21 protein-coding genes are annotated in these 24,520 nt (G+C 68.4%); 7 read left to right on the forward strand and 14 right to left on the reverse strand.

What is annotated here, in order from left to right; translation table 11 throughout:
* Positions 1-3 precede the first annotated feature (3 nt).
* The 8 genes from AC1EJR_RS20835 to AC1EJR_RS20870 all read right to left on the reverse strand — a co-directional run bounded on the left by AC1EJR_RS20835 (position 4) and on the right by AC1EJR_RS20870 (position 8,500).
* Positions 4-825: a MetQ/NlpA family ABC transporter substrate-binding protein gene (locus AC1EJR_RS20835; protein ID WP_092300514.1), complete on the reverse strand. Its 822-nt coding sequence runs from the start codon at positions 823-825 to the stop codon at positions 4-6.
* A gap of 21 nt (positions 826-846) precedes the next feature.
* Positions 847-2,202, reverse strand: a complete 1,356-nt coding sequence (locus AC1EJR_RS20840) for an LLM class flavin-dependent oxidoreductase (RefSeq protein ID WP_477147501.1) — start codon at positions 2,200-2,202, stop codon at positions 847-849.
* Positions 2,202-3,461 (reverse strand): SfnB family sulfur acquisition oxidoreductase, encoded by a 1,260-nt coding sequence (locus AC1EJR_RS20845; protein ID WP_092300520.1) that lies wholly within the window; start codon positions 3,459-3,461, stop codon positions 2,202-2,204. Before AC1EJR_RS20845 ends, AC1EJR_RS20840 begins: the two co-directional genes overlap by 1 nt.
* 1 nt (position 3,462) lies before the next feature.
* Positions 3,463-4,698 carry an SfnB family sulfur acquisition oxidoreductase gene (locus AC1EJR_RS20850; RefSeq protein ID WP_477147502.1) on the reverse strand — a complete coding sequence of 412 codons (1,236 nt, stop codon included), beginning with the start codon at positions 4,696-4,698 and terminating at the stop codon, positions 3,463-3,465.
* A 128-nt stretch (positions 4,699-4,826) separates the two neighbouring features.
* On the reverse strand, positions 4,827-5,789 hold the full coding sequence (locus tag AC1EJR_RS20855) for a type 2 periplasmic-binding domain-containing protein (RefSeq protein WP_454757801.1): 963 nt from the start codon (positions 5,787-5,789) through the stop codon (positions 4,827-4,829).
* On the reverse strand, positions 5,782-6,555 hold the full coding sequence (locus AC1EJR_RS20860; RefSeq protein WP_477147503.1) for an ABC transporter permease: 774 nt from the start codon (positions 6,553-6,555) through the stop codon (positions 5,782-5,784). Before AC1EJR_RS20860 ends, AC1EJR_RS20855 begins: the two co-directional genes overlap by 8 nt.
* Positions 6,552-7,439, reverse strand: a complete 888-nt coding sequence (locus tag AC1EJR_RS20865) for an ABC transporter ATP-binding protein (RefSeq protein ID WP_092300530.1) — start codon at positions 7,437-7,439, stop codon at positions 6,552-6,554. Before AC1EJR_RS20865 ends, AC1EJR_RS20860 begins: the two co-directional genes overlap by 4 nt.
* Positions 7,436-8,500: an ABC transporter substrate-binding protein gene (locus AC1EJR_RS20870; protein WP_441645364.1), complete on the reverse strand. Its 1,065-nt coding sequence runs from the start codon at positions 8,498-8,500 to the stop codon at positions 7,436-7,438. Before AC1EJR_RS20870 ends, AC1EJR_RS20865 begins: the two co-directional genes overlap by 4 nt.
* Positions 8,501-8,761: 261 nt before the next feature.
* Here AC1EJR_RS20870 and AC1EJR_RS20875 point away from each other — a divergent pair, with 261 nt between their 5' ends.
* Both AC1EJR_RS20875 and AC1EJR_RS20880 read left to right on the forward strand, forming a co-directional pair.
* Complete coding sequence (locus AC1EJR_RS20875) at positions 8,762-9,553, forward strand: alpha/beta hydrolase (RefSeq protein ID WP_477147504.1); 792 nt, start codon at positions 8,762-8,764, stop codon at positions 9,551-9,553.
* Between the two features lie 163 nt (positions 9,554-9,716).
* Positions 9,717-10,055 (forward strand): anti-sigma factor, encoded by a 339-nt coding sequence (locus AC1EJR_RS20880; RefSeq protein WP_441593014.1) that lies wholly within the window; start codon positions 9,717-9,719, stop codon positions 10,053-10,055.
* Between the two features lie 11 nt (positions 10,056-10,066).
* On the opposite strand, the gene AC1EJR_RS20885 is transcribed toward AC1EJR_RS20880, so the two are convergent.
* On the reverse strand, positions 10,067-11,041 hold the full coding sequence (locus AC1EJR_RS20885) for a DUF3616 domain-containing protein (RefSeq protein WP_477113621.1): 975 nt from the start codon (positions 11,039-11,041) through the stop codon (positions 10,067-10,069).
* A gap of 28 nt (positions 11,042-11,069) precedes the next feature.
* A complete protein-coding gene (locus tag AC1EJR_RS20890; protein WP_092300551.1) occupies positions 11,070-11,912 on the reverse strand; it encodes an IclR family transcriptional regulator in 843 nt (280 codons plus the stop codon).
* 133 nt (positions 11,913-12,045) lie between these two features.
* Between AC1EJR_RS20890 and AC1EJR_RS20895 the strand changes: the two genes are divergently transcribed.
* From AC1EJR_RS20895 to AC1EJR_RS20910, 4 genes are read left to right on the forward strand one after another with little or no spacing between them, the layout of a single operon-like run.
* Complete coding sequence (locus AC1EJR_RS20895; RefSeq protein ID WP_441593011.1) at positions 12,046-13,053, forward strand: Bug family tripartite tricarboxylate transporter substrate binding protein; 1,008 nt, start codon at positions 12,046-12,048, stop codon at positions 13,051-13,053.
* Positions 13,054-13,103: 50 nt separating this feature from the next.
* Positions 13,104-15,095, forward strand: coding sequence for an FAD-dependent oxidoreductase (locus AC1EJR_RS20900; RefSeq protein ID WP_477147505.1), 1,992 nt, complete (start codon positions 13,104-13,106; stop codon positions 15,093-15,095).
* Complete coding sequence (locus AC1EJR_RS20905) at positions 15,092-16,297, forward strand: CaiB/BaiF CoA transferase family protein (RefSeq protein ID WP_092300559.1); 1,206 nt, start codon at positions 15,092-15,094, stop codon at positions 16,295-16,297. Before AC1EJR_RS20900 ends, AC1EJR_RS20905 begins: the two co-directional genes overlap by 4 nt.
* Positions 16,297-17,181, forward strand: a complete 885-nt coding sequence (locus AC1EJR_RS20910) for a patatin-like phospholipase family protein (RefSeq protein WP_477147506.1) — start codon at positions 16,297-16,299, stop codon at positions 17,179-17,181. Before AC1EJR_RS20905 ends, AC1EJR_RS20910 begins: the two co-directional genes overlap by 1 nt.
* 19 nt (positions 17,182-17,200) lie before the next feature.
* On the opposite strand, the gene argH is transcribed toward AC1EJR_RS20910, so the two are convergent.
* Positions 17,201-18,718 carry an argininosuccinate lyase gene (gene argH, locus AC1EJR_RS20915; RefSeq protein WP_477113623.1) on the reverse strand — a complete coding sequence of 506 codons (1,518 nt, stop codon included), beginning with the start codon at positions 18,716-18,718 and terminating at the stop codon, positions 17,201-17,203.
* Positions 18,719-18,827: 109 nt separating this feature from the next.
* Here argH and AC1EJR_RS20920 point away from each other — a divergent pair, with 109 nt between their 5' ends.
* Complete coding sequence (locus tag AC1EJR_RS20920) at positions 18,828-19,697, forward strand: LysR family transcriptional regulator (protein WP_477147507.1); 870 nt, start codon at positions 18,828-18,830, stop codon at positions 19,695-19,697.
* On the opposite strand, the gene AC1EJR_RS20925 is transcribed toward AC1EJR_RS20920, so the two are convergent.
* The 3 genes from AC1EJR_RS20925 to AC1EJR_RS20935 form a co-directional block, all read right to left on the reverse strand.
* Complete coding sequence (locus tag AC1EJR_RS20925) at positions 19,694-21,505, reverse strand: tyrosine-type recombinase/integrase (protein ID WP_454757796.1); 1,812 nt, start codon at positions 21,503-21,505, stop codon at positions 19,694-19,696. The genes AC1EJR_RS20920 and AC1EJR_RS20925 overlap by 4 nt on opposite strands.
* A gap of 183 nt (positions 21,506-21,688) precedes the next feature.
* Positions 21,689-23,362, reverse strand: a complete 1,674-nt coding sequence (locus AC1EJR_RS20930; protein ID WP_477113625.1) for an S-layer protein — start codon at positions 23,360-23,362, stop codon at positions 21,689-21,691.
* Between the two features lie 110 nt (positions 23,363-23,472).
* Complete coding sequence (locus AC1EJR_RS20935) at positions 23,473-24,441, reverse strand: SphA family protein (RefSeq protein ID WP_477147518.1); 969 nt, start codon at positions 24,439-24,441, stop codon at positions 23,473-23,475.
* Positions 24,442-24,520: the final 79 nt, after the last annotated feature.

Consider the following 24,520-nt stretch of genomic DNA (forward strand, 5'->3'; position numbering starts at 1 on the left):
CAGTCAGGGCTTCAGCCAGGGCAGGCTGTAGAGCTTGTCGTTGTTCGCGAACGAGGTGCTGAGCTGCTTGCGCACCGCCGGCGACTCCTGGTAGATCTTCACGAAGCGCGCCACGCGGGCATCGCTGGCATTGTTCTCCCGCGTCACGAAGCGGATGGCGAAGTAGGTGTCGTCGATGCCCGAGTAGAGCAGTCCGGAGCCCGCCACCTGCGGCTTGCCGGCGTTGACGAAGTGCGCCGGGTAGCCCTGCGCGAGGTCCACGTCATCGAGCGCGCGCACGAGCTGCGGCCCCTCCACTTCCACGAACTTGAGCTTCTTGGGGTTGTCCACGATGTCGTTGACGCTGCCCTTCGCGCCCACGCCATCGCGCAGCTTGATCAGCCCCGCCTTCTGCAACAGCAGCAGGCCGCGCCCCTGATTCACCGGATCGTTCGCCACGCCCACGCGCGCGCCGTCCTTGAGGTCGCCGAAGCGCTTGATGTGGGTGGAATACAGGCCGATGTTGGGCAGCACCCCAAGCGCCACGCTGCGGAACTTGTAGCCGCGCTCCTTCACGGCGTTGTCCAGAAACGCCTGATGCTGGAAGTAGTTGATGTCGAGGTCCCCGGCAGCCAGCGCCACGTTCGGCGTGGTCCAGTCGGTGAACTCGATCACCTTGACATCGAGGCCCTGCTTGCGGGCCTCGGTGGCGGCCACCTCGACCGAGTCGGCCAGCGAGCCCGGCGTGACGCCAATGGTGAGCGGCGCGGCGTGCGCGGCTGAAGAGGCGGAAGCGACGATCGCCAGCGAAGCAAACAGGGGAAGCAGCAGTGAGGATTTCAGCATGGTGATGGGCAGGATGAAGAATCAAAGGCGGCGGAACTGCGCGGCCGCGTGGCGATCTGGCAGGCGGTCGCCGTCGCCGAACAGCTTGTGGCGCAGCGACCCCTCGGCATAGGCCGTCTTGTAGCGGCCCCGGTTCTGTAGCTCGGGAACGATCAGGTCGACGAAGTGCGTGTAGCTCTCCGGCACCACGGTGCGGCTCAGGTTGAAGCCGTCGATGCCGGTMTCGTCGATCCAGGACTCGAGTTCGTCGGCCACCTGTGCGGGGTCGCCAACGATGGCGGGATAGCGTCCGCCCAGCTCGAACAGATCCAGCAGCTTGCGGCGCGTCCAGCCATGCTGGGCGGCGGTGCGCTGCGCGGACTCGATGGCGTTGCCGCCGCCATAGTCCACCGGCTCATCGAGGCCATAGCGCGCGAAGTCCACGCCCGTGCTGGCGGCGAAATGCGCAAGCCCGGCTTCGCGGCTCGCGTAGTCGCGGTACTCGGCGTGGAGCGCGCGCGCCTCCGCTTCGGTGCGGCCCGTGACCACGGCAGCGCCGGCAAAGACCTTGACGTCATCCGGGCGCCGGCCCGCCGCCACCAACTGCTCGCGCAGTGCGCTGACGGTCTTGCGTGCCGCCTCCTTGCTCGGCGGCGAGATAAACACGCATTCCGCATGGCGCGCCGCGAACTGCTGCCCGCGCCCCGAACTGCCGGCCTGGAATAGCACCGGGGTGCGCTGCGCGGAGGGTTCCGCCAGGTGGTAGCCCTCCACGTCGTAGTAGCGGCCGTGATGGACCACCTTGTGCACCCGGGCCGGATCGGCGAATGTGCGCGTGGCCTTGTCGCGCAGCACGGCGCCCTCCTCCCAGCTGCCCTCCCAGAGCTTGTAGAGCACCTCCAGATACTCGTCGGCGCGGTCGTAGCGCTCGTCATGCGGGAACTGCCCGTCGAGGCCCATGGCGCGCGCCGCGCTGTCCAGATAACCGGTGACGATGTTCCAGCCGACACGGCCACGCGTCAGGTGATCGAGCGTGGAGAAGCGCCGCGCCAGCAGGTACGGTGCGTCGTAGGTCAGGTTGACGGTTACGCCGAAGCCGAGGTGGCGCGTGGCGGCGGCCATGGCCGGTACCAGCAGCAGCGGATCGTTGACCGGCAGCTGGATCGACTCACGCAGCGTGACATCGACATTGCCGCGATAGAGGTCGTAGACACCGACGATATCGGCGATAAACAGCCCATCGAACAACCCGCGCTCCAGCGTGCGCGCCTGCTCCACCCAGTATTCGAGCGTGTTGTATTCCGTGGAGCGGTCGCGCGGGTGGGTCCACAGGCCGTGATTGATGTGCCCGACGCAGTTCATGTTGAACGCGTTGAGCAGGATCTGCTTGCGCGCCATCAGAGGGCTCCGTGCCGCGTCGGCAGGCGGTCGTTGAGGTAGTAGTTGCCGATGGCGTGATACTTCCATCGCACCGGATCGTGGAGGGTATGGGTGCGCGCGTTGCGCCAGAAGCGGTCTAGCCCTTGCCCGTCGAGCGTCGATGCCGTGCCGCCCAGTTCGAACAGCCGGGTGCCGGCCAGCAGCGAGGCGGTGGTTGTGGCCGCGCGCGCTTCCGCCACGGCGATGGATGCCGCCGCTACGGTCTGGGCGTCGGGGCTGCGCTGCGCCGCATCGACGATGCGCCCGGCCCGCCGCACCAGCGCCTCGGCGGCGCGGAGCCTGACCTTGACGTCACCGACCTGATGGATCGTCAGCGGATCCTCGCTGGCATGTGCGACCTTCGCATCCACCCAGGGCCGCGCATGATCGCGGATGAACGGCAACGTGGCGGCGAACGCGCCGTGCCCAATGCCAAGGTCAATGGCCGCATGCATCAGCTGCGCCACGGGACCGATGGTGGTCGGCGTCTCGAACGACGCCTGGAACGGCAGCACCCAGTCCGCCTCGACGCGCACGTTGTCGAAGGTCACCGATCCGCTACCCGTGACGCGCTGGCCAAAGCCATCCCAGTCGTCGACGATGGTGATGCCGGCGGCATCGCGCGGCACGATAGCGATGTAAGTGACCTCGCGCCCATCCTCCTGCGCCACGGCCAGCGTGGGAATCTGGTGCGCGAAGATCGCACCCGTGCAATAGAACTTGTTGCCGATCAGCCGGAAGCCGTCGCCATCCGGCACCAGCCGCGTGCGGCGCTTGAAGTCCTTGTGACCGATCTCGGCCAGCGCATTGCCGAAGCGCTCACCGGCCAGCGCCCGGGCGTAGAACGCCGCTCGCTGCGCCGCCGTGCCGCCCACGCGCAGCACTTCGAGCGCGTAGTAGTGGTTCTGCGGGATCTGGCCCAGCGAGCCATCGGCAGCAGCGAGCGTTGCGATCACTTCGGCCAGCGTGCCGTTGGACACGCCGGCGCCGCCGTGCTCGCGCGGCACAGTGATGCCCAGCAGGCCGCTGGCGCTCAGCGCGTCGAGTTCTTCCCACGGCAGTCGGCGCTCGCGGTCACGCAGCGCGGCGTCGGGGGCAAAGCGTTCCGCCAGCAGTTGCGCGGCGGCGATGGCTTCGGCGTCATCGGCAATGCGATGGGCGCGCGGCGGCGGCGCGGCCGGTGCGGGACGGCTGTCCCGATGATCGGCAGCAGGTGGAGGCGTAAACAGCAAGGTCATATCAATTCCAGGAGTGCCGTGCCGGCTGAACGCCGTTGAGGTGATAGTTGCCGATCAGGTGGAGCTTCCAGCGCACCGGATCGTGCAGCGTATGGGTGCGCGCGTTGCGCCAGTGGCGGTCGAGGTTGTGCTTGGCGCGCGTGGCGGAGGAGCCCGCCAGCTCGAACAGCTTCTCGCTGGCCGCGAGCGCGATCTCGGTGGTCAGCACCTTGGCTTCCGCCACGGCCACCGACGCCTCCGCGCTCAGCGCATCCGTCACCGGGCCTGCGGCGATGGCATCGAGCGCGCGCCCAGCCTCGCCCAGCACTTCGCGCGCGGCGTGGAGATCCACGGCAAGCCGGCCGACATCGCCGATCAGATAGGGATCGTCGGTGGCGTGCTCCACTTTGGCGTCGATCCACGGCCGCGCGTAGGCGCGCACGAAGGCGATGGCATCGTCAAAGGCAGCCTGTGCGATACCCAGGTCGATGGCGGCCTGGATCAGCTGCGAAGTCGGCCCGTAGATCCCGGGGCGCTCCGCAAGCTGCCAGACCGGCAACACGTCTTCCTCTGAGACGGCCACGTTGTCGAAGAGCACCGTGCCGCTGGCGGTGGTGCGCTGGCCGAACGACGACCAGTCGTCGTTCACGGTCAGGCCCGCCGCATCGCGCGGCACCCATGCCTGCACGGCGCGGCCTTCGTCGTCCAGCGCGCGTACGGGCACCCGATGCGCGAACAGCGCGCCGGTCGAATAGAAGCGCTGGCCAGTCAGCCGCAAGCCCTGTTCTGTGCGGCGCAGCCGCGTGCCGGTTTGCAGGACGGTCTGGCTCGTGGCGGAGCGGCGTTCCGGCCCCGCATTGCCAAGCCGCTGCCCGGCGAGCACCTCGGCGTAGTAGCGCTGCTTCTGCGCCGGCGTGCCGATCTCGCGCAGCACGCCGAGCAGGCCGAAGTGATTCTGCGGGATCTGACCCAGCGAGCCATCGGMGGCGCTGAGGATCGMAAAGACCTCTGCGAGCGTGGCGTACGACACGCCGGCACCGCCGAACACGCGCGGAATCGTGATCGCCCCAAGCCCGCTGCCGGACCAGCGGTTCAGTTCGTCCCAGGGCAGGATGCGCTCGCGGTCGCGTCGCGCGGCGCCTTCGGCAAAATCGGCCGCCAGGGCATGCGCCACGGCGATGGCTTCGGCGTCGTCCGCAATGCGCCGCACAGGCGCACCGGAGCGCTGTAGGACGTGCAATTCCGAGAGGTTGGTCATGGTGCAGCGAGTGGGGGAACAAGCGGCCATTGGAGCATGGCCCCCCTACACGTCACGACGAATTTTTTCGAGGATGCTTAGGCGCTGCGGCCCGCATATCGATAGCCGCAGGCAGACATCGGCTGGCGTCAGGAATGGCAGACGAGGCCGTCGCCAAGCTGGCTGGCTTCGTAGGCAATATCGCCGGCGCGCTGCGTACGGGCAGTGGCGAGCGCCCCGCCGATCTTCCAATGCCGCACGGCGCGATCGAGCCACGCTGCGGAGCGGGAGTCGTCCTGCCGGATCACGATCTGCGGACTGGCGTTGTCGGGAAGCAGGCCCGCGTCGAGCCGCCGATAGAAGCGCCACTCGGGCAATCCCATCAGCCGCGCCACCACAGGGGCGTCTTCCGCCAGCGCCTGGCATTCGCCGGCCATAAACGCGGCCACGGCGCGGATCGACGAAGAATAGGAACGTACCTGCGCGCCCAGCGTCTCCGTGACGGGATGCGCATAAGGGCTACCCTGTGCGACACAGACCGCGCGCCCGGCGAGATCACTCGGCGCACGATAGTCGCTGCCGCGCAGCGTGACGAGCGCGCCGGCGCCGCCGGTGTAGGCGGTCGGCACGGCATACGGACCGCTATCGATGGCGCCGGCCACCACAAGATCGACACCGGGCACGCTCTCGCCGCGCGCATCGGCAGGCAGGCCGACTACCCGCAGACGCACCTGCAATCGTTCAGCAAGATAGCGCGCGAGCGAGACATCGAACGCATCGGGTTCAGGCGGCGTCGGCCGGCTAGGCGGCGCGGGACGGGCGTACTGCCGCACGCCCACCACCAGCTCGCCACGCGCCCGCACGGCTTCGAGCAACGGGCCGCGTGGCAGCGTCGTCCAGCCGGGCTCCCGCTCCAGGTACCGCGCCCCCGCCTGCAAGGCAACCGGCAATCGTTCGACAAGATGCGGCGACTGTTCTAGCCAGCGTGGCGCGGCAGCCAGGCCGAGCAGGCCGGCCGCCACCGCCAGCGCGATGGCATGCCACGCGCCGGGAATCGAACGTGGCGCTGCGGCGACCGGCGCGCACCCGCATTCGGACGCGATCTCAGCCATTGAGCGTGAGCCCCTTGCGCCAGCGCGTCATGCGGCGCTCCACCCGTGCCAGCCCGTAGTTGAGCACCAGCCCCAGCACCGCCAGCAGCAGGATGCCCGCGTACATGGTCGGAATCTGGAAGACCTCCTGCGCGTTGAGCGTCATGAAGCCGAGCCCGGAATGCGCGCCGATCATCTCCGCCGCCACCAGCGCGGTGATGCAATACGTGCCCGCCAGCCGCACACCCGTGAAGATCGATGGCGACGCCGCCGGCAGCACGACCTTGCGGAACACGAACAGCCGCGACGCGCCCATCGAGCGGGCCGAGTCGATCAACAGCCGGTCCACCTGCTTGACGCCGCCAATCGTGCTCAGCAGCACCGGCCAGAACGACGCCCAGAAGATGATCGCCACCTTCGAGGTCTCGCCGATACCAAGGAACAGGATGAACACCGGGAACAGCGCGAAGGCCGAGGTCTGCCGGAACAGTTGCAGAATCGGATCGACAATCGCCTCGAAGCGGCTGAACCAGCCCATCAGCAGGCCCAGCGTCACGCCGAGCCCGATGGCGGCGGCCAGGCCCCACAGCGAGCGCTGGAGGCTGGCGAGCAGGTGTTTCCACAGCGCGCCGCTGCCAATCAGCTGCCAGATGGCGCCCAGGATCTGCGATGGCGGACTCAGGTAGGCGGCGCTGACGATGCCCAGCMGTGGCACCAGCTCCCACAGCAGCAGGAAGCCGATGATGCCCAGCACGCCGAGCGCGCGGTCGGTGGCTTTTCCGCTCATGATGCGGCCCTCGCCAGCACAGGTTCGGCGGCCGCACGCTCGCCGGGATTGGCCGTGGCGCCGAGCGGGCGCGGCACGGCGGCCGGGTTCGCGAACTGGACCTCGTCCTTGAGCACGTCCCACGCCTGCTGGCGCAGTCGCACGAACGCTTCGGAATTTCGCACCTCGGGCGCGCGTGGGCGCGGCAGCGGCACGTCGAGAATCGCCTTCACCGTACCCGGGCGCCGCGTCATGATGGCGATGCGGTCCGACAGGAAGATCGCCTCGTCGATACTGTGGGTGATGAACACGATGGTCTTGCGCGTCTGCTCCCAGATCCGCAGCAGTTCGCCTTGCAGGATCTCGCGCGTCTGTGCGTCCAGCGCGGCGAATGGTTCGTCCATCAGCAGCACTTCGGGCTTGTAGGCCAGCGCGCGCGCAATCGCCACGCGCTGCTTCATGCCGCCCGAGATTTCATGCGGAAAGCGCGGGCCGAAGCCGGTCAGCCCTACCAGTTCGAGGTACTCCCCCGCAATGCGCCGCCGCTCCGCACGCGGCACGCCGCGAATCTCGAGGCCGACCTCGATGTTCTCGAGCACGGTACGCCACGGGAACAAGGCGTAGCCCTGGAACACCACGCCCTGCGCCGGGTTGATGCCCTGCAGCGGCTTGCCGTCGATGGCGATGTTGCCACCGGTGCGGTCAGTCAGGCCGGCGAGGATGCTCAGGAAAGTCGACTTGCCGCAGCCGGACGGCCCCAGGATCGACAGCAGTTCGCCGTCGCGGATATCAAGGTCGAAGTCGCGCAGCACGGCCACGTTCTCCGGGCGCCCCGCCTCGTTGCGCACGGCATAGTCCATGCGCACGCCGCGCGCGGTGATCTTGTGGGAGTCGGTCGTGCTCATGCCTTCGCCGGTCCCTGCGTGGCGTACGGATTGAACTCGTTCGTGTAGAGATCGCGCGCGGCGACTTTGCCCTTGGGGAGCTTGCCCTCGGTTTCGAGGACGTCGATGTAATACTGGATCGGCGGCTCGGTGACGACGAGGTTATCGACGTAGGCGTAGCGGTCCACGTAGTCGAGCTGCAGGTTGATGCGCTTGGACACCAGCTTGCGCGCGTCCTCCGGGTTCGCGTTGACCCAGTTGGCCGCCTTGGCGAGCGCGGTCACGACGTCGCGCACGGATTCCGGATGCTCGCGAATGAACTTGCCGTGCGCGCTGTAGGGCTGCATGCCGCCCAGCCCGGCGTCGAGGTCGAAGTCGCTCCACAGCCGCACCAGCTTGTCGGCGTGGTCGGCGCGGCCCGAGAACGGTGCGTGGATKATCGCCAGGTCGGTGTTGCCGGTGACCAGCGTCTGCTCGGCCTGATCGTCCGGAATCACGACGAAGTTGATCTTGTTGACGTCCACGCCCTTCTCGCGCAGGTACGTCTTGGTGACGAACTCCGCGCACGCGCCGAAGCTGTTGATGCCGACGGTCTTGCCTTCGAGGTCTTTCGGGGCGCGGATGCCGGACGCCTTGCGCACGAAGTACTTCATGTGCGGCGCGTCCTGCAGCGTCTTGTTGCCGGCCGCCACTACCTTGATGTCGGAGCCGCTGGCCACCGCCGAGATCACCAGCGGCACCATGCGTGAGCCGAAATCGATCTCGCCCGTGCCCACCAGCGGGATGATCTGGGGCGCCGCCACCTTGCCGATGTACTCGGGCCGCGTGTTCGTGCCTTCGAAATAACCGAGCTGGTCGGCCAGGTAGACCAGATCGAAGGTCGGGTTGTCCGGGTAACGGAAGCGCACCTTGTCGCCAACCTTGCCGACCACCGCCGGCGCACCGGCCGCCGCTTTCGGCGTGGCGGTCTCGTCGCCACGAGAGCACGCGGCCAGCAGCGAGCCTGCGCCGCCGGCAACGGCGAGGGATACGAGTTGTTTGAGCGCGGTACGGCGGGTGTTGGCCACGGAGTGCGACGGCATCGGAAGTCCCTGTTCAGATTGGAATGCGGAGCGGCATTCAGTATCGGAAAGGGGCGCGGCGCGCACAACGAAGTCTTTCAACTATCGATATTGCCCGGGCGCGGCGGGTCGCCGGCGGATTTCGCACGATGTTTGCACGATCCCACGGGGCTGCGGGCAGGAAGTCACCGGAGACGGAATAGCCGGCGCGGGCGGTTCGTCTGACTGCAGACAGCCCATGACGCTGCAATTCATCCCTCTACCTGATCGAAAGGACTGACCATGAAACTCCACCGCACCCTCCCGGCCACCCTGGCCGCGCTCGCCGCCCTCACTCTCGCCTCCGGCGCCATGGCGCAGACCCCGTCGCTGGCGAACACCGTCCCCGTCAAGAACATCGTGCTGGTGCACGGCCTGTATGCCGATGGATCGAGCTGGGAGAAGGTCATTCCGCTGTTGCAGGCGAAGGGCTACCACGTCACTTCGGTGCAGAACCCGACGACATCGCTGGACGCGGACGTCGATGCGGTCAAGCGCGCCCTGGCGGTCCAGGACGGCCCCACGCTGCTCGTGGCGCACTCCTACGGCGGCATGGTCATCAGCCAGGYCGGCGATGACCCGAAAGTKGCCGGGCTGGTCTACATCGCCGCCCGCGCGCCGGACGCCGGCGAGGACTACCCCGCGCTGACAAAGACGTTCCCCGCCGCGCCGGCCTCGGGCGGATTGCAATGGGGTGCGGATGGATACGGCCGGCTTTCCGAACAGGCATTCCTGCACGACTTCGCCGGGGATCTGCCGGAAACGCAGGCGCGTGGCTACTACGCCGTCCAGCAGCCGATGGGCAAGGCCATCACCATGGCGAAGACCACCGTGGCGGCCTGGCGCGACAAGCCGACGTGGTACGCGGTGTCGACCCAGGACCGCACGATCAACCCGGACCTCGAACGCTTCATGGCCAAGCGCATGGGCGCGCAGACCGTGGAGATTCCGGCGAGCCACGTCTCGTTGCTGTCCCGCCCGCAGGAGGTGGCCAACCTGATCCTCCAGGCCGCCGCAGGCAAGTCGGCCGGATAAATACTTCCGCCTGACTGCATCCAATCGCTCCGCTGGTGTGTAGCGTCTGTGCGGCCTCCGGGTTCGCACCGATCCACGACACACCAAGGAGCCCCACCATGATCCGCCACGCCTGCCACCGGCACGCCCGGATGGTGGCATTCGCTGGCGCTCTGGCGCGGTATTGCCTTCGGGGCGACGGCCTGCTCGCTGCTGCTGGCCGCCATGCTGGGCCTGCGCGCGTTCGCGCCGCCCGCGCCGCCTGAAACTGATTCCGCTCGGCGCGCAGGCCGCGCCGACCAATCGCGCGCTGCAATTCTGGACCAAGGCCGACGACTGGAGCGGGCCGGTCTCGCTGGGTCTGGTACAGGCTGACCAGTCGCTCGATGTCGCGCTGGACCGCCTGCCGGCCCTCCAGGACAACCAGTTGTTCGAGATCACGCTCGAGCCCGCCGCCGGATCGCCCATCGGCCGCCCGACCGGCCCGGTGCTCTATATCGGCCGCGCGGTGCTGGTGCGTTAACCCGCCCCGGCTTACGGCGCCACCGTCACGCTGCGGAACCCCTGCCGGGCCGCCGGCAGGCGCTTGCATGCCACGCCATCGCGCAGCACACCGCCGTCGTCGCTGAGAATGCGCAGGCGCTGCGTGCCCGGCATCGTGAAGATGGCTTCCGGCTTCAGCGTGGCGATGGCGGCCTGGCCGAACGCCTCGGGCCGGTCATTGGCGGCGCCGGACCATTTATATAGGGCGAAGGTGCCATGGTCAGCCACCGGCCCTGCGGCGATCACATACCCCTGCCCCACGCGCTCGATGCTGCGGATGCCCCGTCCGCCCAGATCGAGCAGTAGCGGGCTGCCAAACTTCGCCGGCTTGCCGTCGATGAGCCCATCAGGGTTCTCCAGCGGCACGAGGATGGCCTTGCCATCGACCAGCGGATTGCGGAAGCCGATCAGCAAGCCGCCATCCGCTGCCGCGAGTCCTTCGATATTGAGCCCACCCGGGCTTTCCGGTGCCCGTTCGGCGGCCGTCTTGAGCGGCAGCGAGGCCAGCGCCGGAGACGCCACGAGATCTTTCAGCAGATCCTTGTAGGGCCGGCCCACCGGCTTCAGCGACAGCCGGCCCGGATCGAGTTCCACCGCGAAGAACCGGTGCCGGCGCCCCTGCTCCTTGCCCTTGGCATTGCGGCCGTGCGACGAGATGACGTAGGCGCGCTGGCCGACAACGGCGGCTCCTTCGAGGTCCGACTCGCCATCGTCATCGGTGCCGAGGAAGCCGCCAAGCGTGAAGGTCTTGACCGCGCGCGGCTGACCGGCCTGGTACACCGTCAGCACGTTGTGCTCGTCGCCCACCACGACGAAGTGGTCGGGGCCGAGGGCGAAGCCGGCCGAGGCGTCGCAGAGTCCGGTGTAGGTCTCCACGCCATCCGCCGGCCCAGTCGCCCCAGCCGGGCCTGCGCCAAGCATCAGACATATCGCCAGACAGGCCATGCCACGCAGGGGGATTCGCATCGTCCGTTCTCCGTTGGGGTCGAAGGTGCTACGCCAGATCGGCACCCGGGGCGCCATCCAGCCCGGTCCCAGCATACGCGCACCGGAAGCCCGCCGAGCGCAGTTCTTCGGCGATCAGGTCGGCAATCCACTGCTTGCGGGACTCCTGCATGCGGCTGCGGATGGCGGCCACGCTCACCGCCGCGAAGTTGCCCGGCGTGATTTCGAAGCGCATGCCGACGCCGCTCACGCCCTCGTTGACGAGGCTGTCCGTCTTGGCCAGCCCGGCCGAGCGCGCGCGCGTCACCAGCGTGCGCAGCTTGGCCAGCGACAGCCCGTGCGGCGTGAATTCGGACGTATGGCGCGCGTAGAGCGCGGCAATCTCGCCATCGTCGAGCATCGACAGCAGCGTCACGCCCGCCGAGCCGATGCCGAGCACGCGCATGCCGCCCACCTGCAGCACCAGCGCCTTGACCGGAAACGCGCCCTCCTCGCAATGGAGGCAGTGGCCGTAGTCGCCATTGCGCACCACGAGGAAAACCGTGTCCTCGGTGCGCCGCGCCAGCCGCTGCATCACCGGGCGGCAGCGGTCCAGGATCGGCGCGCCTTTCATCGCCGCCAGCCCGAGCTGCATGGCGTCCAGCCCGAGCCGGTACAGCCGTTGTTCGCGCTCGACCATGCCGGATTCGACCAGACTCGTCGCCAGCCGGTAGGCGGTGGCGCGGTCCAGCCCGGCCGCCTGCGCCAGCACGCCCAGCGCCACGCCGGTCGGGTGATGGGCCGCAATCAGCTTGAGCAGCACCATCGCCCGTGTGACGGTCTGTGCACCCTTGGGAGCGCTGCCGGTGTCCTCGCCGGCTTCCGTCTCTGCTTCTGTCTCTGCTTTTGTCATGTTTTCGGCCTCTCCCCGGTCGAGATGTTCACATAGTGAATATTGGTAAAGATTCCGTTTGAATACTGAACACGTCCGGGATGAAATGCAACCATACCAAGCACGAACACGTGCACACACCCGGAGACAACCCATGACGTTCCGCCGCCTCGCCAGTGCGATCCCCCGCGTGCTTTCCTTGCCGCGACTGGCCATCCTGCTTGGGCTGGCCGCCTCGCTGCAGCTACCCGCGCCCGCTCGTGCCGACACCTGGCCGACCCGGCCGGTGCGACTGGTGGTGGGCTATACCGCCGGCGGCGCGTCCGACACGGTGGGGCGAATCATCGCCAACGAGCTGGGCGCGATGATCGGCCAGCCGGTGGTGGTGGAAAACCGCCCGGGCGTGGGCGGCATGCTCGGCATGGGCACCGTCGCCAAGAGCGCGCCGGACGGCTACACGCTGGGCGTGGCGGTCAGCGGCACCATGGTGATCGGGCCGCATCTGGTCAAGGCCACGCCGTATGACCCGCTGACCGCGTTCGAGCCGGTCAGCATGATCGCCACGGCGCCGATGGTGATGGTGGGCGCGCCGTCCGCGCCGTTCAACAGCGTGCCGTCGCTGATCCAGACCGCCCGCGCGCAGCCGGACCCGATGATGTTCGCCTCCGGCGCCCAGGCGTTCGAGCTGGCGATGCGGCTGTTCGCCGCCAAGGCCGATCTGCGCATGGGCTCGGTGTCCTATCCCGGCGGCGGCCAGGCGTCCATCGACGTCATGGCGGGCCGCGTGCCGGTGATGGTGGACACCATCGGCGCCCAGCAGGCCAATATCAAGGCCGGCAAGCTGCGCGCGCTGGCCGTACTGGATAACAAGCGCTCCGCCATCCTGCCKGACGTGCCGACGGTCGCCGAAGCTGGCGTGGCCGGCTACCAGGCGGTGGGCTGGCTGGGCCTTGTGGCGCCGAAGGACACCCCCGAGGCCATCGTCACCCGCCTGAACGGCCACCTGCGCACGATCATGGCCAAGCCCGAGGTGCGCGACAAGCTGCTGACGCTCGGCTTCGAGCCCAACACGGACACGCCGCAGGCGTTCGCCCGGGACATCCGCGCCGAGTACGCCAAGTGGGGCGCCGTCGTGAAGTCCGCCGGTCTGACTGCCCAGTAAGCGGCCAATAAGCGCCCAGTAACTCCCMATCCATCCGACTCCCTCGCCCCATGACGACCGACATCCAGGCCGCCGCCAAATGGCAGGCCACGCTCGACCACGCCCTGCAAGGCGCCAACTACCCCACCCTGCTGATGGTGCTGCTGCACCTGACCGGGGACCGCCGCTGGCTCGATCCGCGCTACCAGTGCTCGCGCATCCGCGGCCTGGAAGACAACGATCCCGGTGGGCTACCCGATGAGGTCCGCGCGGAAATGTTGGCCGCCGCCCGCGACGCCATCCTGGCGTGGAAGTCCGGCGTGGCCCCCGCACTGCCCGCGCCAGACCCGKACACGCTGGTCGCCATGATGCGGCTGAGCGTGGGCGAGGACATCCCGGCCTCCTACGGGCCGATGATCGCCGCCTGGCTGGGGCTGGACGCGGACATGCGCATTGACCAGCGCGGCCGTATCGACGTGCCCGAAGGCTTCCGCGTGATCGTGATCGGGGCCGGCGTGGCGGGGCTGTGCGCCGCCATCCGCCTGCAGGGTGCCGGCATCCCCTTCGTGCTGATCGAGAAGAACGACGAGGTGGGCGGCACGTGGTACGAGAACCGCTACCCGGGCGCCGGCGTGGATACGCCGAACCATATCTACTCGTACTCGTTCGCCAAGGGCGACTGGTCGCGCTACTTCGCGCTGCGCGGCGAGATCCAGCAATACTTCGAGGACGTGGCGGACCGCTTCGGCGTGCGCCGTCATATCCGGCTGCGCACCACGGTGCAATCGGCCCACTACGATGAGTCCTCGCTGCGCTGGACCGTCCACACGCTCGACKCCGAAGGCCAGGCCGAAACACTGCACGCCGACATGGTCATCAGCGCCGTGGGGCTGCTCAATGTGCCGAAGATGCCCGATATCGAAGGGCTCGACCAGTTCGACGGTCCCTGCTTCCACACTGCCCGCTGGCCCGAGGGCCTGGACGTGACCGGCAAGCGCGTGGCCGTGATCGGCAATGGCGCCAGCGCGATGCAGGTGGTGCCGGCCATTGCCGACCACGTGGCCGCGCTGACCGTGTTCCAGCGCTCGCGCCAGTGGGCCGCCCCCTTCGAGAAGTTCCAGAAGCCGGTGCCGGAGTCCGCGCGCTTCCTGCTGCGCGAGGTGCCGTTCTATCAGGAGTGGTATCGCCAGCGGCTGGCCTACATCTTCAACGACCGCATCCACGGCTCGCTCCAGATCGACCCGGCATGGCCGCACCCGGAGCGCGCCATCAACCAGACCAACGACCGGCATCGCGCCTACTTCACGGACTACATCAGGGCCGAGCTGGGCGAGCGCCAGGACCTGCTGCCGGACGTGCTGCCCGAGTACCCCCCGTTCGGCAAGCGCATGCTGATGGACAACGGCTGGTATCGCACGATGGCCCGCCCGCACGTCTCGCTGGTCACGGGCGGCATCGCCCGGGTGGAAGGCAACGCGGTGGTCACGGACAAGGGCGAGCGGCATGAGGCCGATGTGCTGATCGTTGCCACCGGCTTCGACGCCATCAACATGCTGGCCTCGTTCCAGCTATTTGGCCGGGGCGGGCGCTCCGTGCGCGAGGCGTGGGACCGCCACGGCGCCGAAGCCTACCTTGGCGTGGCCGTGCCGGACTTCCCCAACTTCTTCATGCTGGCCGGGCCGAACACGGCGCTCGGCCACGGCGGCAGCGTGGTCTCGCTGCTGGAGACGCAGGTCAGCTACATCCTCAACATCGTGCGGCAGGCCATGGCGCACAGCGCGGGGCGCTTCGAGATCGAGATCCGGCGCGACCGCCACGACGCCTTCAACCAGCGCGTGCAGGCCGCCCATAACGCCATGATCTGGACCCACAAGGGCATGAGCAACTGGTATCGCAACGCGCAGGGCCGCGTGGTGGCCACCACGCCGTTCCGCAACGACGACTACTGGCACATGACGCGCAAGGCCGATTTCTCTGACTACCGGCTGAAGACTGCGCCGGCCGAGGCGGCCGAGTCGCCCGCTGCCGACGCAGAACCCGCCACGCTGGAGGACCGGTCATGAAAACGCCCGGCCCGCACATGCTGAGCGGCCTGCGCATCCTCGACCTCGGCACGATGGTCGCGGGGCCGGTAGCCTGCACGCTGTTCGGCGACTTTGGCGCCGAAGTCATCAAGGTGGAGGTGCCCGAGCGCGGCGACACCGTGCGCGACCTCGGCCCCTTTGTGGACGACGAATGCCTGTACTGGCAGGTGGAGGCGCGCAACAAGAAGTCGATCACGCTGAACCTGCGCGAGCCGGCCGGGCAGGCGCTGCTGTACCGCCTGGTGCGCGAGGTGGACGCCGTGGTGGAAAACTTCCGCCCCGGCACGCTCGAGAAATGGAACTGCGGCTTCGAGACGCTGCGCCAGCACAACCCGGGCCTGATCATGCTGCGCGTGTCCGGCTTCGGGCAGACCGGCCCGTACCGGGAGCGCGCCGGCTATGACCGCATCGGGCTGGCCTTCGGCGGCCTGATGGGCATCACCGGCTACCCGGACCGCCCGCCGGTGCGCAGCGGCACCTCCACCGCCGACTACCAGACCGCCATCCTCGGTGCCTTCGCGCTAATGATGGCGCTTTACCACCGTGACGTGCACGGCGGCGAGGGGCAGGAAATCGACCTGTCGATGTACGAGTCCATCATCCGATTCACCGAGGTGCTGGTGCCCGAGTACGACCGGCTGGGCGTGGTGCGCGAGCGGCGCGGCAACAAGCATTTCGCCGCCGCGCCGGGCGAGCACTTCCGCACGCGCGACGGGCGCTACCTGATCTTCACCTGCTCGGCGGACGCCGGCTTCCAGCGGCTCTGCGTGGCCATGGGGCGCCCGGATCTGGCCGAAGACCCGCGCTACGCCTCGCACAGCCAGCGCTGGGAGCATGTGGACGAGCTGAACCGGCTGGTCGCGGACTGGATCGCCGCGGAGCCGGAGGACGCGCTGTGCCGCAAGCTGGACGCCGCGCGGCTGGCCTACTCCTTCATCTACACCATCGAGGACATCATGCAGGACCCGCACTACGCGGCGCGGGAGAGCATCGCCACGGTGGAGCACCCGAAGATCGGCCCGGTGAAGATGGCGGGCGTGTTCCCGAAGTTCTCGGGCGTGCCGGCCAAGCCGATCGAGCCGGCGCCGGCACTGGGCCAGCACAACGCCGAGATCTACGGCGAGCTGCTCGGCATCGACGACGACGCGCAACGGCAACTGGCGCTGGAGGGCATCATCTGATGGCCGGCCAGCATCGATTCCGCACGGCTGCCGTGTTCGGCGGCGGCGGCGTGGCGGGCATCGCGTGGGAAGTCGGCGTGCTGGCCGGGCTGGCGCGGGCCGGCGTGGCCGTGCATCGCKCCGGGCTGTTCGTCGGCACGTCGGCTGGCTCGGTGGTCGGCGCCCAGCTGGCGTGCGGCCTGCACATCGAGGCGCTGCTGCATGCCCAACTGCATCCGCCCGCCGATTCCCCCGAGCAGTTCCGTCCCTACTCGCAGGCCGAAGCCGACGCGCAGAACCGCAAGCTGGTGGCCAAGGTCGAGGGCGACCTGACGGCGGCGCGCCAGCGCATCGGCGACTTCGCCCGCCGCAGCGAGACCCCCGCCCCGGCCGCGCGCCGCGCCATCATCGCCGCGCGGCTGCCCCAGGCCGACTGGCCCGGGCATCCGCTGCGCATGGCGGCCGTGGATGCCGCCACCGGCGCGCGCCGGGTGTTCGATGCGGCCAGCGGCGTGCCGCTGGTAGAGGCCGTGTCCGCCAGTTGCGCCGTGCCGGGCGTCTGGCCGCCGGTGCAGATCGGCGACGCCTTCTATATAGATGGGGGGATTGCGTCGATGACCAACGCCGAGGTGGCCATCGACGCGGAGCGGGTGCTGGTGCTGTCGCCGTTCGGCTATGCCGAAGGCAACCCGGTCAGCKGCCACCTGGGCGCCGAAGTGGCGGCGCTGCAGGCGGCGGGCTGCGCGGTGCATGTGGTGGCGCCCAGCCCGGCCGCGCTGGAAGCGATGGGCCCGAACGTCCTCGACCCCGCCCGCCGCCCGGCCAGCGCCGCCGCCGGGCTGCACCAGGGCGACACCCTCGCCCATGCGATCCGGGACTGGTGGGGGGCGGCGATCGCGGCTTGAAGCCGCCACCCGGAGCGCGTCAATCGATCGACGTCCCCGTGCTCGCAAGTTCGGCGATGGCCCGTTTCAGCGCGGCGCGATCCGTCAACACGCGCTCGCGCATGACGTCCACATCACCTCGCGCGGCGATCAGGTCGGCCTGTTGGGCCAGAACCTGCGCCTGCACCAGCACGGGCGATGGCCCGCCGGCAGCGGTGCGGGCGGCCACGCCGCATTCGGGGTCGAGGCTGCGCGCCACTGCCTCGGGCGACAGGTGCACGGCGCGGCCCGTGTGGCGCAGCGCCGCCGCATCGACCATCGCCGAATCGATCTCATTGGCGGGCAGATGGCGGTCCAGCGCATCGCGCACCACCGCGCCCACCACGTGGTGGGCCTCGCGGAACGACATGCCGGCGCTGCGCACCAGCGTGTCGGCCAGATCGGTGGCCATCGAAAAGTCCCGCCGGGCGCGCGCCAGCATGTGACCGGCCTGTGGCGTGGCGTGGGTCAGCACCAGCCGCAGCAGGGCCACGCAGCGCTTGCACTCGTCCGCCGCCTCCCAGAAGCCGCGCATGCTTTCGCGGTTGCCGTCGCCGCTATGCGTGAAATGGCTGCCCTTCAGCGCCGCCAGCGAGGCCGTGAGCAGACCGATCATGTGACCGCCCTTCCCCTTCAGGTACTCGAGCACGACCGGGTTTTTCTTCTGCGGCATGATGCTCGACGTGCCGGCCACGCTGTCCGGGAAGTCGATCACCCCGAATTCCGGCGTCGCCCAGACATAAAGATCCTGCGCCACGCGGCCCCAGGTGACCGTGCCGATGGTGATGGCGGCGAGGATTTCCCACGCAACGTCGCGCGAGGCCACGCCATCCAGCGAATTGGTGGTGGGGCCTGAGAATCCGAGCCAGCGCGCCGTGGCCGTGCGGTCGATCGGGAACGCCGTGCCGGCCAGCGCACCGGCGCCGAGCGGGCAGGCATCGAGCCGGGCCAGCGCCTGCCGGAGCCGGGCGATGTCCCGCCCCAGCGACTCGGCCACGCCGGCCAGGTAATAACCGTAGGTGATCGGCTGGGCCGATTGCAGGTGGGTGTAGCCGGGCATGACCGTGCCAGCATGCTCGGCAGCCTTGTCCAGCAGCACCGTGCGGGTGGCCAGCAGTTCGTCGAGGATGGCCAGCGCGGCGTCACGGGCGCGCAGGCGGTCGTGAGTGGCCAGGATGTCGTTGCGGCTGCGCGCCACGTGCAGGCGGCCGCCCACGTCGGCGCCGGCCAGTGCCATCAGCCGGGCCTCGTAGTTGAAATAGGCGTCCTCGCGGGCCGGGTCCAGCGGCACGGCGTCCGGGCCTTCCGCCTCGATGCGCACCAGCGCCTGCGCCAGTTGCGCGGCCACCTCGGCCGGCACCAGCCCGGCGCCGTGCAGCATCAGCAGGTGCGCCTGGTTGATATCGCTCAAATACGGGAATCCACTGCCGAATTCGCGCGCCAGGCGCGGCAGGTAGATGTGTTCGCAGACCTCGGGGGCGGTGGCCTGGGTCAGGCGGCGGCTGACTTTCGATTCCATACGTGTGTTGTTCTCCGGTACGTTGGAGCCAAGTATGGAAATCCGACGGTCATATCGTCAAATCAGTTGTTTCGGCCTGTACATACGGATTTGATATACCATCGCCCGTATGAATTTCAAACAGATCGAAGCCTTCCGGGCTGTGATGGTGACCGGCTCGATGACGACCGCCGCCACCCAGCTGCACACCTCGCAGCCGAACATCAGCCGCGTGATCTCGCAACTGGAGCGGGAGACGGGATTCAAGCTATTTGCGAGGATTGCCGGCCGGCTGACGCCGACCGTGGAGGCCGAAGCCCTGTTCCGGGACGTGGAGCGTTCCTTCCTCGGGCTCGACAGCCTGCGCGCCTCGGCGCGGTCGATCCGGGAGGGGGGCGTCGGCACGCTGCGCATCKGCACCGTGCCGTCGATCGCCATGAGCGTGATGCCGCAGGCCATCGCCMGGTTCCGGGAGCAGCACCCGGACGTGCCCATCGCCGTGCATACCAGTGACTCGCCGACCGTCGCCAAATGGACGGCGAACCAGTTCTGCGACTTCGGGCTGGTGTCCTACGTGGTGGAGACGGCGGGCATCAACAGCGCGCTGCTGCGCGACGAGCCCGGGGTGTGCATCGTGCCCGCCGACCACCGCCTGGCGCGCAAGCGGGTGGTCCACGCGGCGGACCTCGACGGCGAGCGCTTCATCTCCCTCACCCATGGCGATGGCACGCGCGCCATCGTCGATGCCGCCTTTGTGCCGGACCGGCGCGTGCTGACGCTGGAAACGCCCTACGCGGCCACCATCTGCACGATGGTGGAGATGGGCCTCGGCGTCAGCGTGGTGAACCCGGTGGTGGTGCGCAGCCTGAAGCTGCCGGGGGTGCGCGCCATTCGCTTCGAGCCGGCCATCCCGTTCGAAAGCTATGTCCTGCACAACCAGCAGCGCCCGGTGCCGGCGCTGGCGCAGGCGTTCCTGGACTGCCTGCCCGCAGCCGACTAGTACATGCCCGCCTGATCGAGTTCGCGCGCGCGGCGGGCGTCCTCGGCGTGGACGTAGATCGACGTCGTCGCCAGCGAGGCATGGCCCAACTGGTGCTGCACCACATCCAGCGCCACCCCGCGTGCAATCGCATGCGAGCCGAAGGTGTGGCGCAGCCAGTGCGCGCTGGCCTGTCCGAGCCGTGCCGCGCCGGCCGGGTCATCGGCGGCCATGGCCTGCGCCGCCTGCGCGAAGAAGCCCTTCCAGATGGCATCGAGCTGCGCCACGGACAGCCGGCCCACGGCGCCATCGTCCTTCACCCGGCCAATCAGCGGCGTGGACGGGTGCAGCCGCTCCAGCTCGCGCCCCAGTCCGCGCGCTTCCAGATAGTCCCGCAGCGCCTCGATCACCGGGCCCGGCACATGCACCTCACGGGCGCGCGTGCCCTTGCCGACGAAGGAGAGCGTCCACACGCCGCGCTGGTCGGCAGCCAGATCCTGCTGGGCGAGGTCGCCCACGGTCACCTGCGCCTGCTCGGAAATCCGCAAGCCGGTGGCGTAGACAAAGCGCAGCATGAACTGGAGCCGCGCCGTGCGCGGGTCATCGCCCGGCAGCGCGGCGGTGAACTTGCGCAGGAACTGCCACTGGGCGTCGGTAAAGCTGCGCGCCACCTTGATGCGGCCCTGCCCCGCCGCCTTGGGCTTGGGCAGCAGCTCGAACGGGTTGTAGCGCAGGTACTGCGCGTTGACGAGCCACGCGCACAGCGATTTGACGATGGTGAACGCCTGCCGCACGCTGCCCGCCGACAACGGCCCCTCGAACGGCCGCCAGTCGTGGCGATAGCGCGGCGTGCCGCGCGGGCCGACCCACTGGGCCGCCGGCTGCGGATCGGCCAGGAAGATCAGGTAGGCGCTGCAATCCTCGACGGTCAGATCGGACAAGGCCTTGCCGCGCGCGAACACGGCCCAGAGCAGGAAGCGCTCGGCCTGCGTGCGATAGGCGCGCCAGGTGTGGCCGCCCACGGGCGGATGCACGCCCAGCCAGGCGTGGATGGCCATCAGGTCGTTCTGGGCGGAAATGCGGGAATCGACGCCATGCGGCGTGCGGTTATGGCCCTGCCGGCCGTCCAGCGCGGGCGGCAGCAGCAGCGATTCGAGCGGCGCCACCGCCGCTGACGGCGCGCGCAGGCTCGCCAATTCGGCCGCCGTGGCGGTGCGGCGGGGCACCAGTGCGGCGGCGGGAATCGCGCCGATATCGTCGGCCTGATCGGCCAGCCAGGCCTCGATGCGCCGGGCGGTATGGTCGCCGATGCGCCGCGCATGGCGGTGCCAGCGCGGCCCCTCATGGCCGATCACGGCTTGCAGCGCGCCGAGCGTGGCCCAGCCCGCCTCGACCAGCCGCTGGGCGATGGCCGGCGCGAACCAGCCAGTTACGGCGTCATCGCGCGTGGGGCGGGAAACCAGTTGGGGCTTGAGCGCGTCGAGCACGCGCAACAGCTTGCGGCGACGGTTCTGGCGCGCGGTGGCGCTCTCGTCGGCCGGCGTGCGGAACAGCGCCAGCCAGGCGCGCTCGGAGATGGTCGGCTGGCCGTCTTCGCGGGTTTCCAGCCGTTTGACGCCGCGCGCCAATTCGGACTCGATCCAGCCGATGGTGGTCCGGGCGACGCGCAGGTCCAGCCCCGTCTCCAGATAGCGGTCAGCCAGCCGGGCGAGGTCGATGCCTTCGAGATAACCGCGATAGAAAGCGAAGTGATGCGGGCCAAGCAGCCGCTCCGGAGCAACCGGCGGGCGCTGCCGGCGACGGACGACAGTACGTTCAGGGTCAGACAAGGTGCAATGCGGACATCAAGGCGAAGGGCGCGATGATACCGCTGTTTGTTTTTCTCCCCCCTCCCGCTTCCGGGAGAGGGGAAAACCACCTCTTACACAAACGCAGGTGACTTGATAATTACCATTATCTCGACCCGTCGTTTAACGCCACAAACTCAGCTACCTACCATCACGAACCCACGGTCACGAACCCACGGTCACGAAGACCGGGTTCGAGTAGAACCAGAGGTCGTTGTAGTTGCGGGCGTTGATGGCGTTGAAGCGCGCGGCGTCCTCGGTGACCGTGGTCTTGGCGTCCGGGAGCGGATTGCCGTCCTGGGTCTCACCCGCCACGTTCATGCCGAGGTTGGTGCCACGCAGGCGGAAGTACTGGTTCTTCGTCGCCGTGTAGGTGTAGGTCACGGCGTAGTACCCGTCCGAATCCAGCTTCCAGTCGGCCGACGTGAAGGTGGCGATCACCTTGGTCGAGTCGTTGGTTTCCTTGCTGTAGCCCGCCGTGCCGGCCGCGGCGCGCGGCGTCACATCCCCGGCGATCAGGTCGATGTGGTCCACCGTGGGCCGCACGTTCACGTTGATGCCGCTGTTGATCGGATACTCGTAGTGGTTACGGTCCGGGCTCTTGAAGCGGATGGTGACCGTCACGGTCTCGCCGGCCTTGGCCTTCAGCTCGCCGCCCATCTCGCCCTTGCCGGCGGCGCCGGCCACGTTGAAGTCGAGCGCGTTGATCAGGTCGCCGAACACCGAGAACATGCGGCCCGAGCGCACGCCCTCCAGCACGCCCTTGATGCCCGTGTACTGGTTTTCGATCCAGACATAGGTCTTGGCGTACTCGCCCGGGAAGTAGCCGCTGCTGTTCGTGCCGATGGTCTTGAAGTGGTGGTCGGAATCGGCCACGTTCCAGAAGCGCCGGCCGTCACCGAGCAGCGCATCCCAGATGCCGCCGACCTGCGCCACCACGTAGTCCACGCCACCGTAGACGCGGTTCTTCAGGTTGGCGTTCACGTAGGCGGTGGTATAGCCGCCGCGGTCTGGCTCCATCTGGTTGCCGACCATGCCCTCCACGCCGAAGGCGATGTTCGGGGCGGTGTCGTTGAATTCGCGGTAGTCGGCGGCGGTGTACTTGCCCGTGTTGCGCGAGGGGTGGTTGATCAGCGCGTAGCTGGTGTCGGGATAGTTGTCGCGCAGCCAGGCCACGGCCTTCACGGCGTCCGCGTGGGTGGTAAAGGCGCGCGGCCCCTTGGCGTTCCAGTTGGCCACGTCCACCGGATCGAACTGGGTGTCGGGGCGGTTCGTGAAGAAGTATTCGAACTCGTTGGCCGCCTTGGTGGCCGTGCCCAGCGGCGCGCCGCCGAAAATGCCCACGTTCATGTGGTCATGGGTGGGCATGTCCCATTCGAAGGCCGAGAAGATCAGTTTGTTGACGTACGAGCCATTGACCTGCATCTGGCGCACGGCCGGCATCTCGTACTCGGCCATGGCCCGTGAGAACGGCAGCGGGCCACCGACGATGTTGGTGCCGTTCTGGTCGCGCGTGGACGGGCGCAGGTGGTTCGAAATGGCGGTCCAGTCGAGGTTGTTCTTGACCAGCGCCTCGTCCAGCACGTTGGCGAGCAGGCTCTGGGCGTCGTCCGATTCCACGGTGTGGACGTGCAGGTCGCCGGTGGTCCATTTGCCGGTCACTTCGGCGGGCTTGGGGTTCTCCGGCGCGCTGGGATCGTTGGGGGTAGCCGGGGTGGACGGGCCGGAAGGCGTGGCCGGGTTCGATGCCGGGGCATCGTCGCTGCTGTTGCAGCCGTAGAACAAGGCGGAGACAAGCACAGCTGCCGCGATCCCGATCGCGGAGTGGGTATAACGCATTTCAGACTTCCCTGATTTCTAGTTTGAGCGCCGATGGTGCCGGCGATTCGTGACAGGAAAGTGATAGTCGTGCGTATTGTCAGTGAATCGTTGCTTGAGGTGGAATGCTGCTACAGCACCAATGTGACAGTCGCCATAAAGGTGGAGGTGCTGTCGAGCCGGTTCTTGCTGCTCACCGTCGGCACCCAGCGCAGCCCGAACGAGAGGGGATGCTTGCCGCCGAGCTTGGTGTCGTAGGTGACGATCGGCCCCATGGCGAAGTCGTGGCCGTGGAAGCCGTGCAGCAGGTCTGCCGTGGGGCCGCTATCGCCGCCGAGCTGCTGCACCGTGCCCATGACCAGCCCCACGCCCCACGGGCCGAAGCGCTTCACGCCCATCACGTCCAGCGTGAACAGTGGCGCGTTCTGGTAGTCCGTGGCCGTGTTGCGCGTGTAGAACTGGAACGCGCCCACGGCATTGAACTCCAGCCCGTACTGCGGCATCAGGTGGGTGAAGGCCACCTGGGGGATGAAGGTCCAGTTGTTCAGGCTCGGGTTGGCCAGCGCGTCCTTGTTGTACTGGCCGGTCGGCGCCCAGACGTTGAAGCTCAACGCCATGTGGCTGGTCTTGGAGAAGTGATAGCCGGCGATGATCGGGGCGAAGTAGATATCGAACAAGTTCGAAGCCCGGTCCKACGTGCCGGTCGAGAAGTTGCCCAGCGCGCCGCTGGCGCCGGCCGTGGCGTGCACGGTGGTCCAGACATAGGGCAACGTGAAGCTGGAGGCGAAGTTCCATGCGCCGGGGCCGGTATCCCAGACCTTCATGGCGGTGGCCAGCGTGAAGGCGATCTTGGCTTCCACGCCGAGCGTGGTTCGCCCGCCGATGGGCACCTGCCGGTCATTGCCCACGGAGCCGTCGAGGTAGATCTCGCCGAAGTTGACCACCCAGACCGGCTCGGGCGGTACCACGCCTGCATTGGCCTGCACGCTGGTGCCGGACACCGGGCGACCCAGCGCCCCCTCCGTGGCCTGCGCGGCCAGCGGGACCAGGCCCGCGCAACACGCCGCCGCACCATAAAGAAAAACCGACTTCCCCATCATCGATTGCCCCCATCCCGTATCTGCCAGCATGCAGGCATGCTGACAGAATCCATACGGAATGGAATTCAGTTTTCTCGTC

It is taken from the genome of Cupriavidus sp. 05T42, assembly GCF_056396345.1.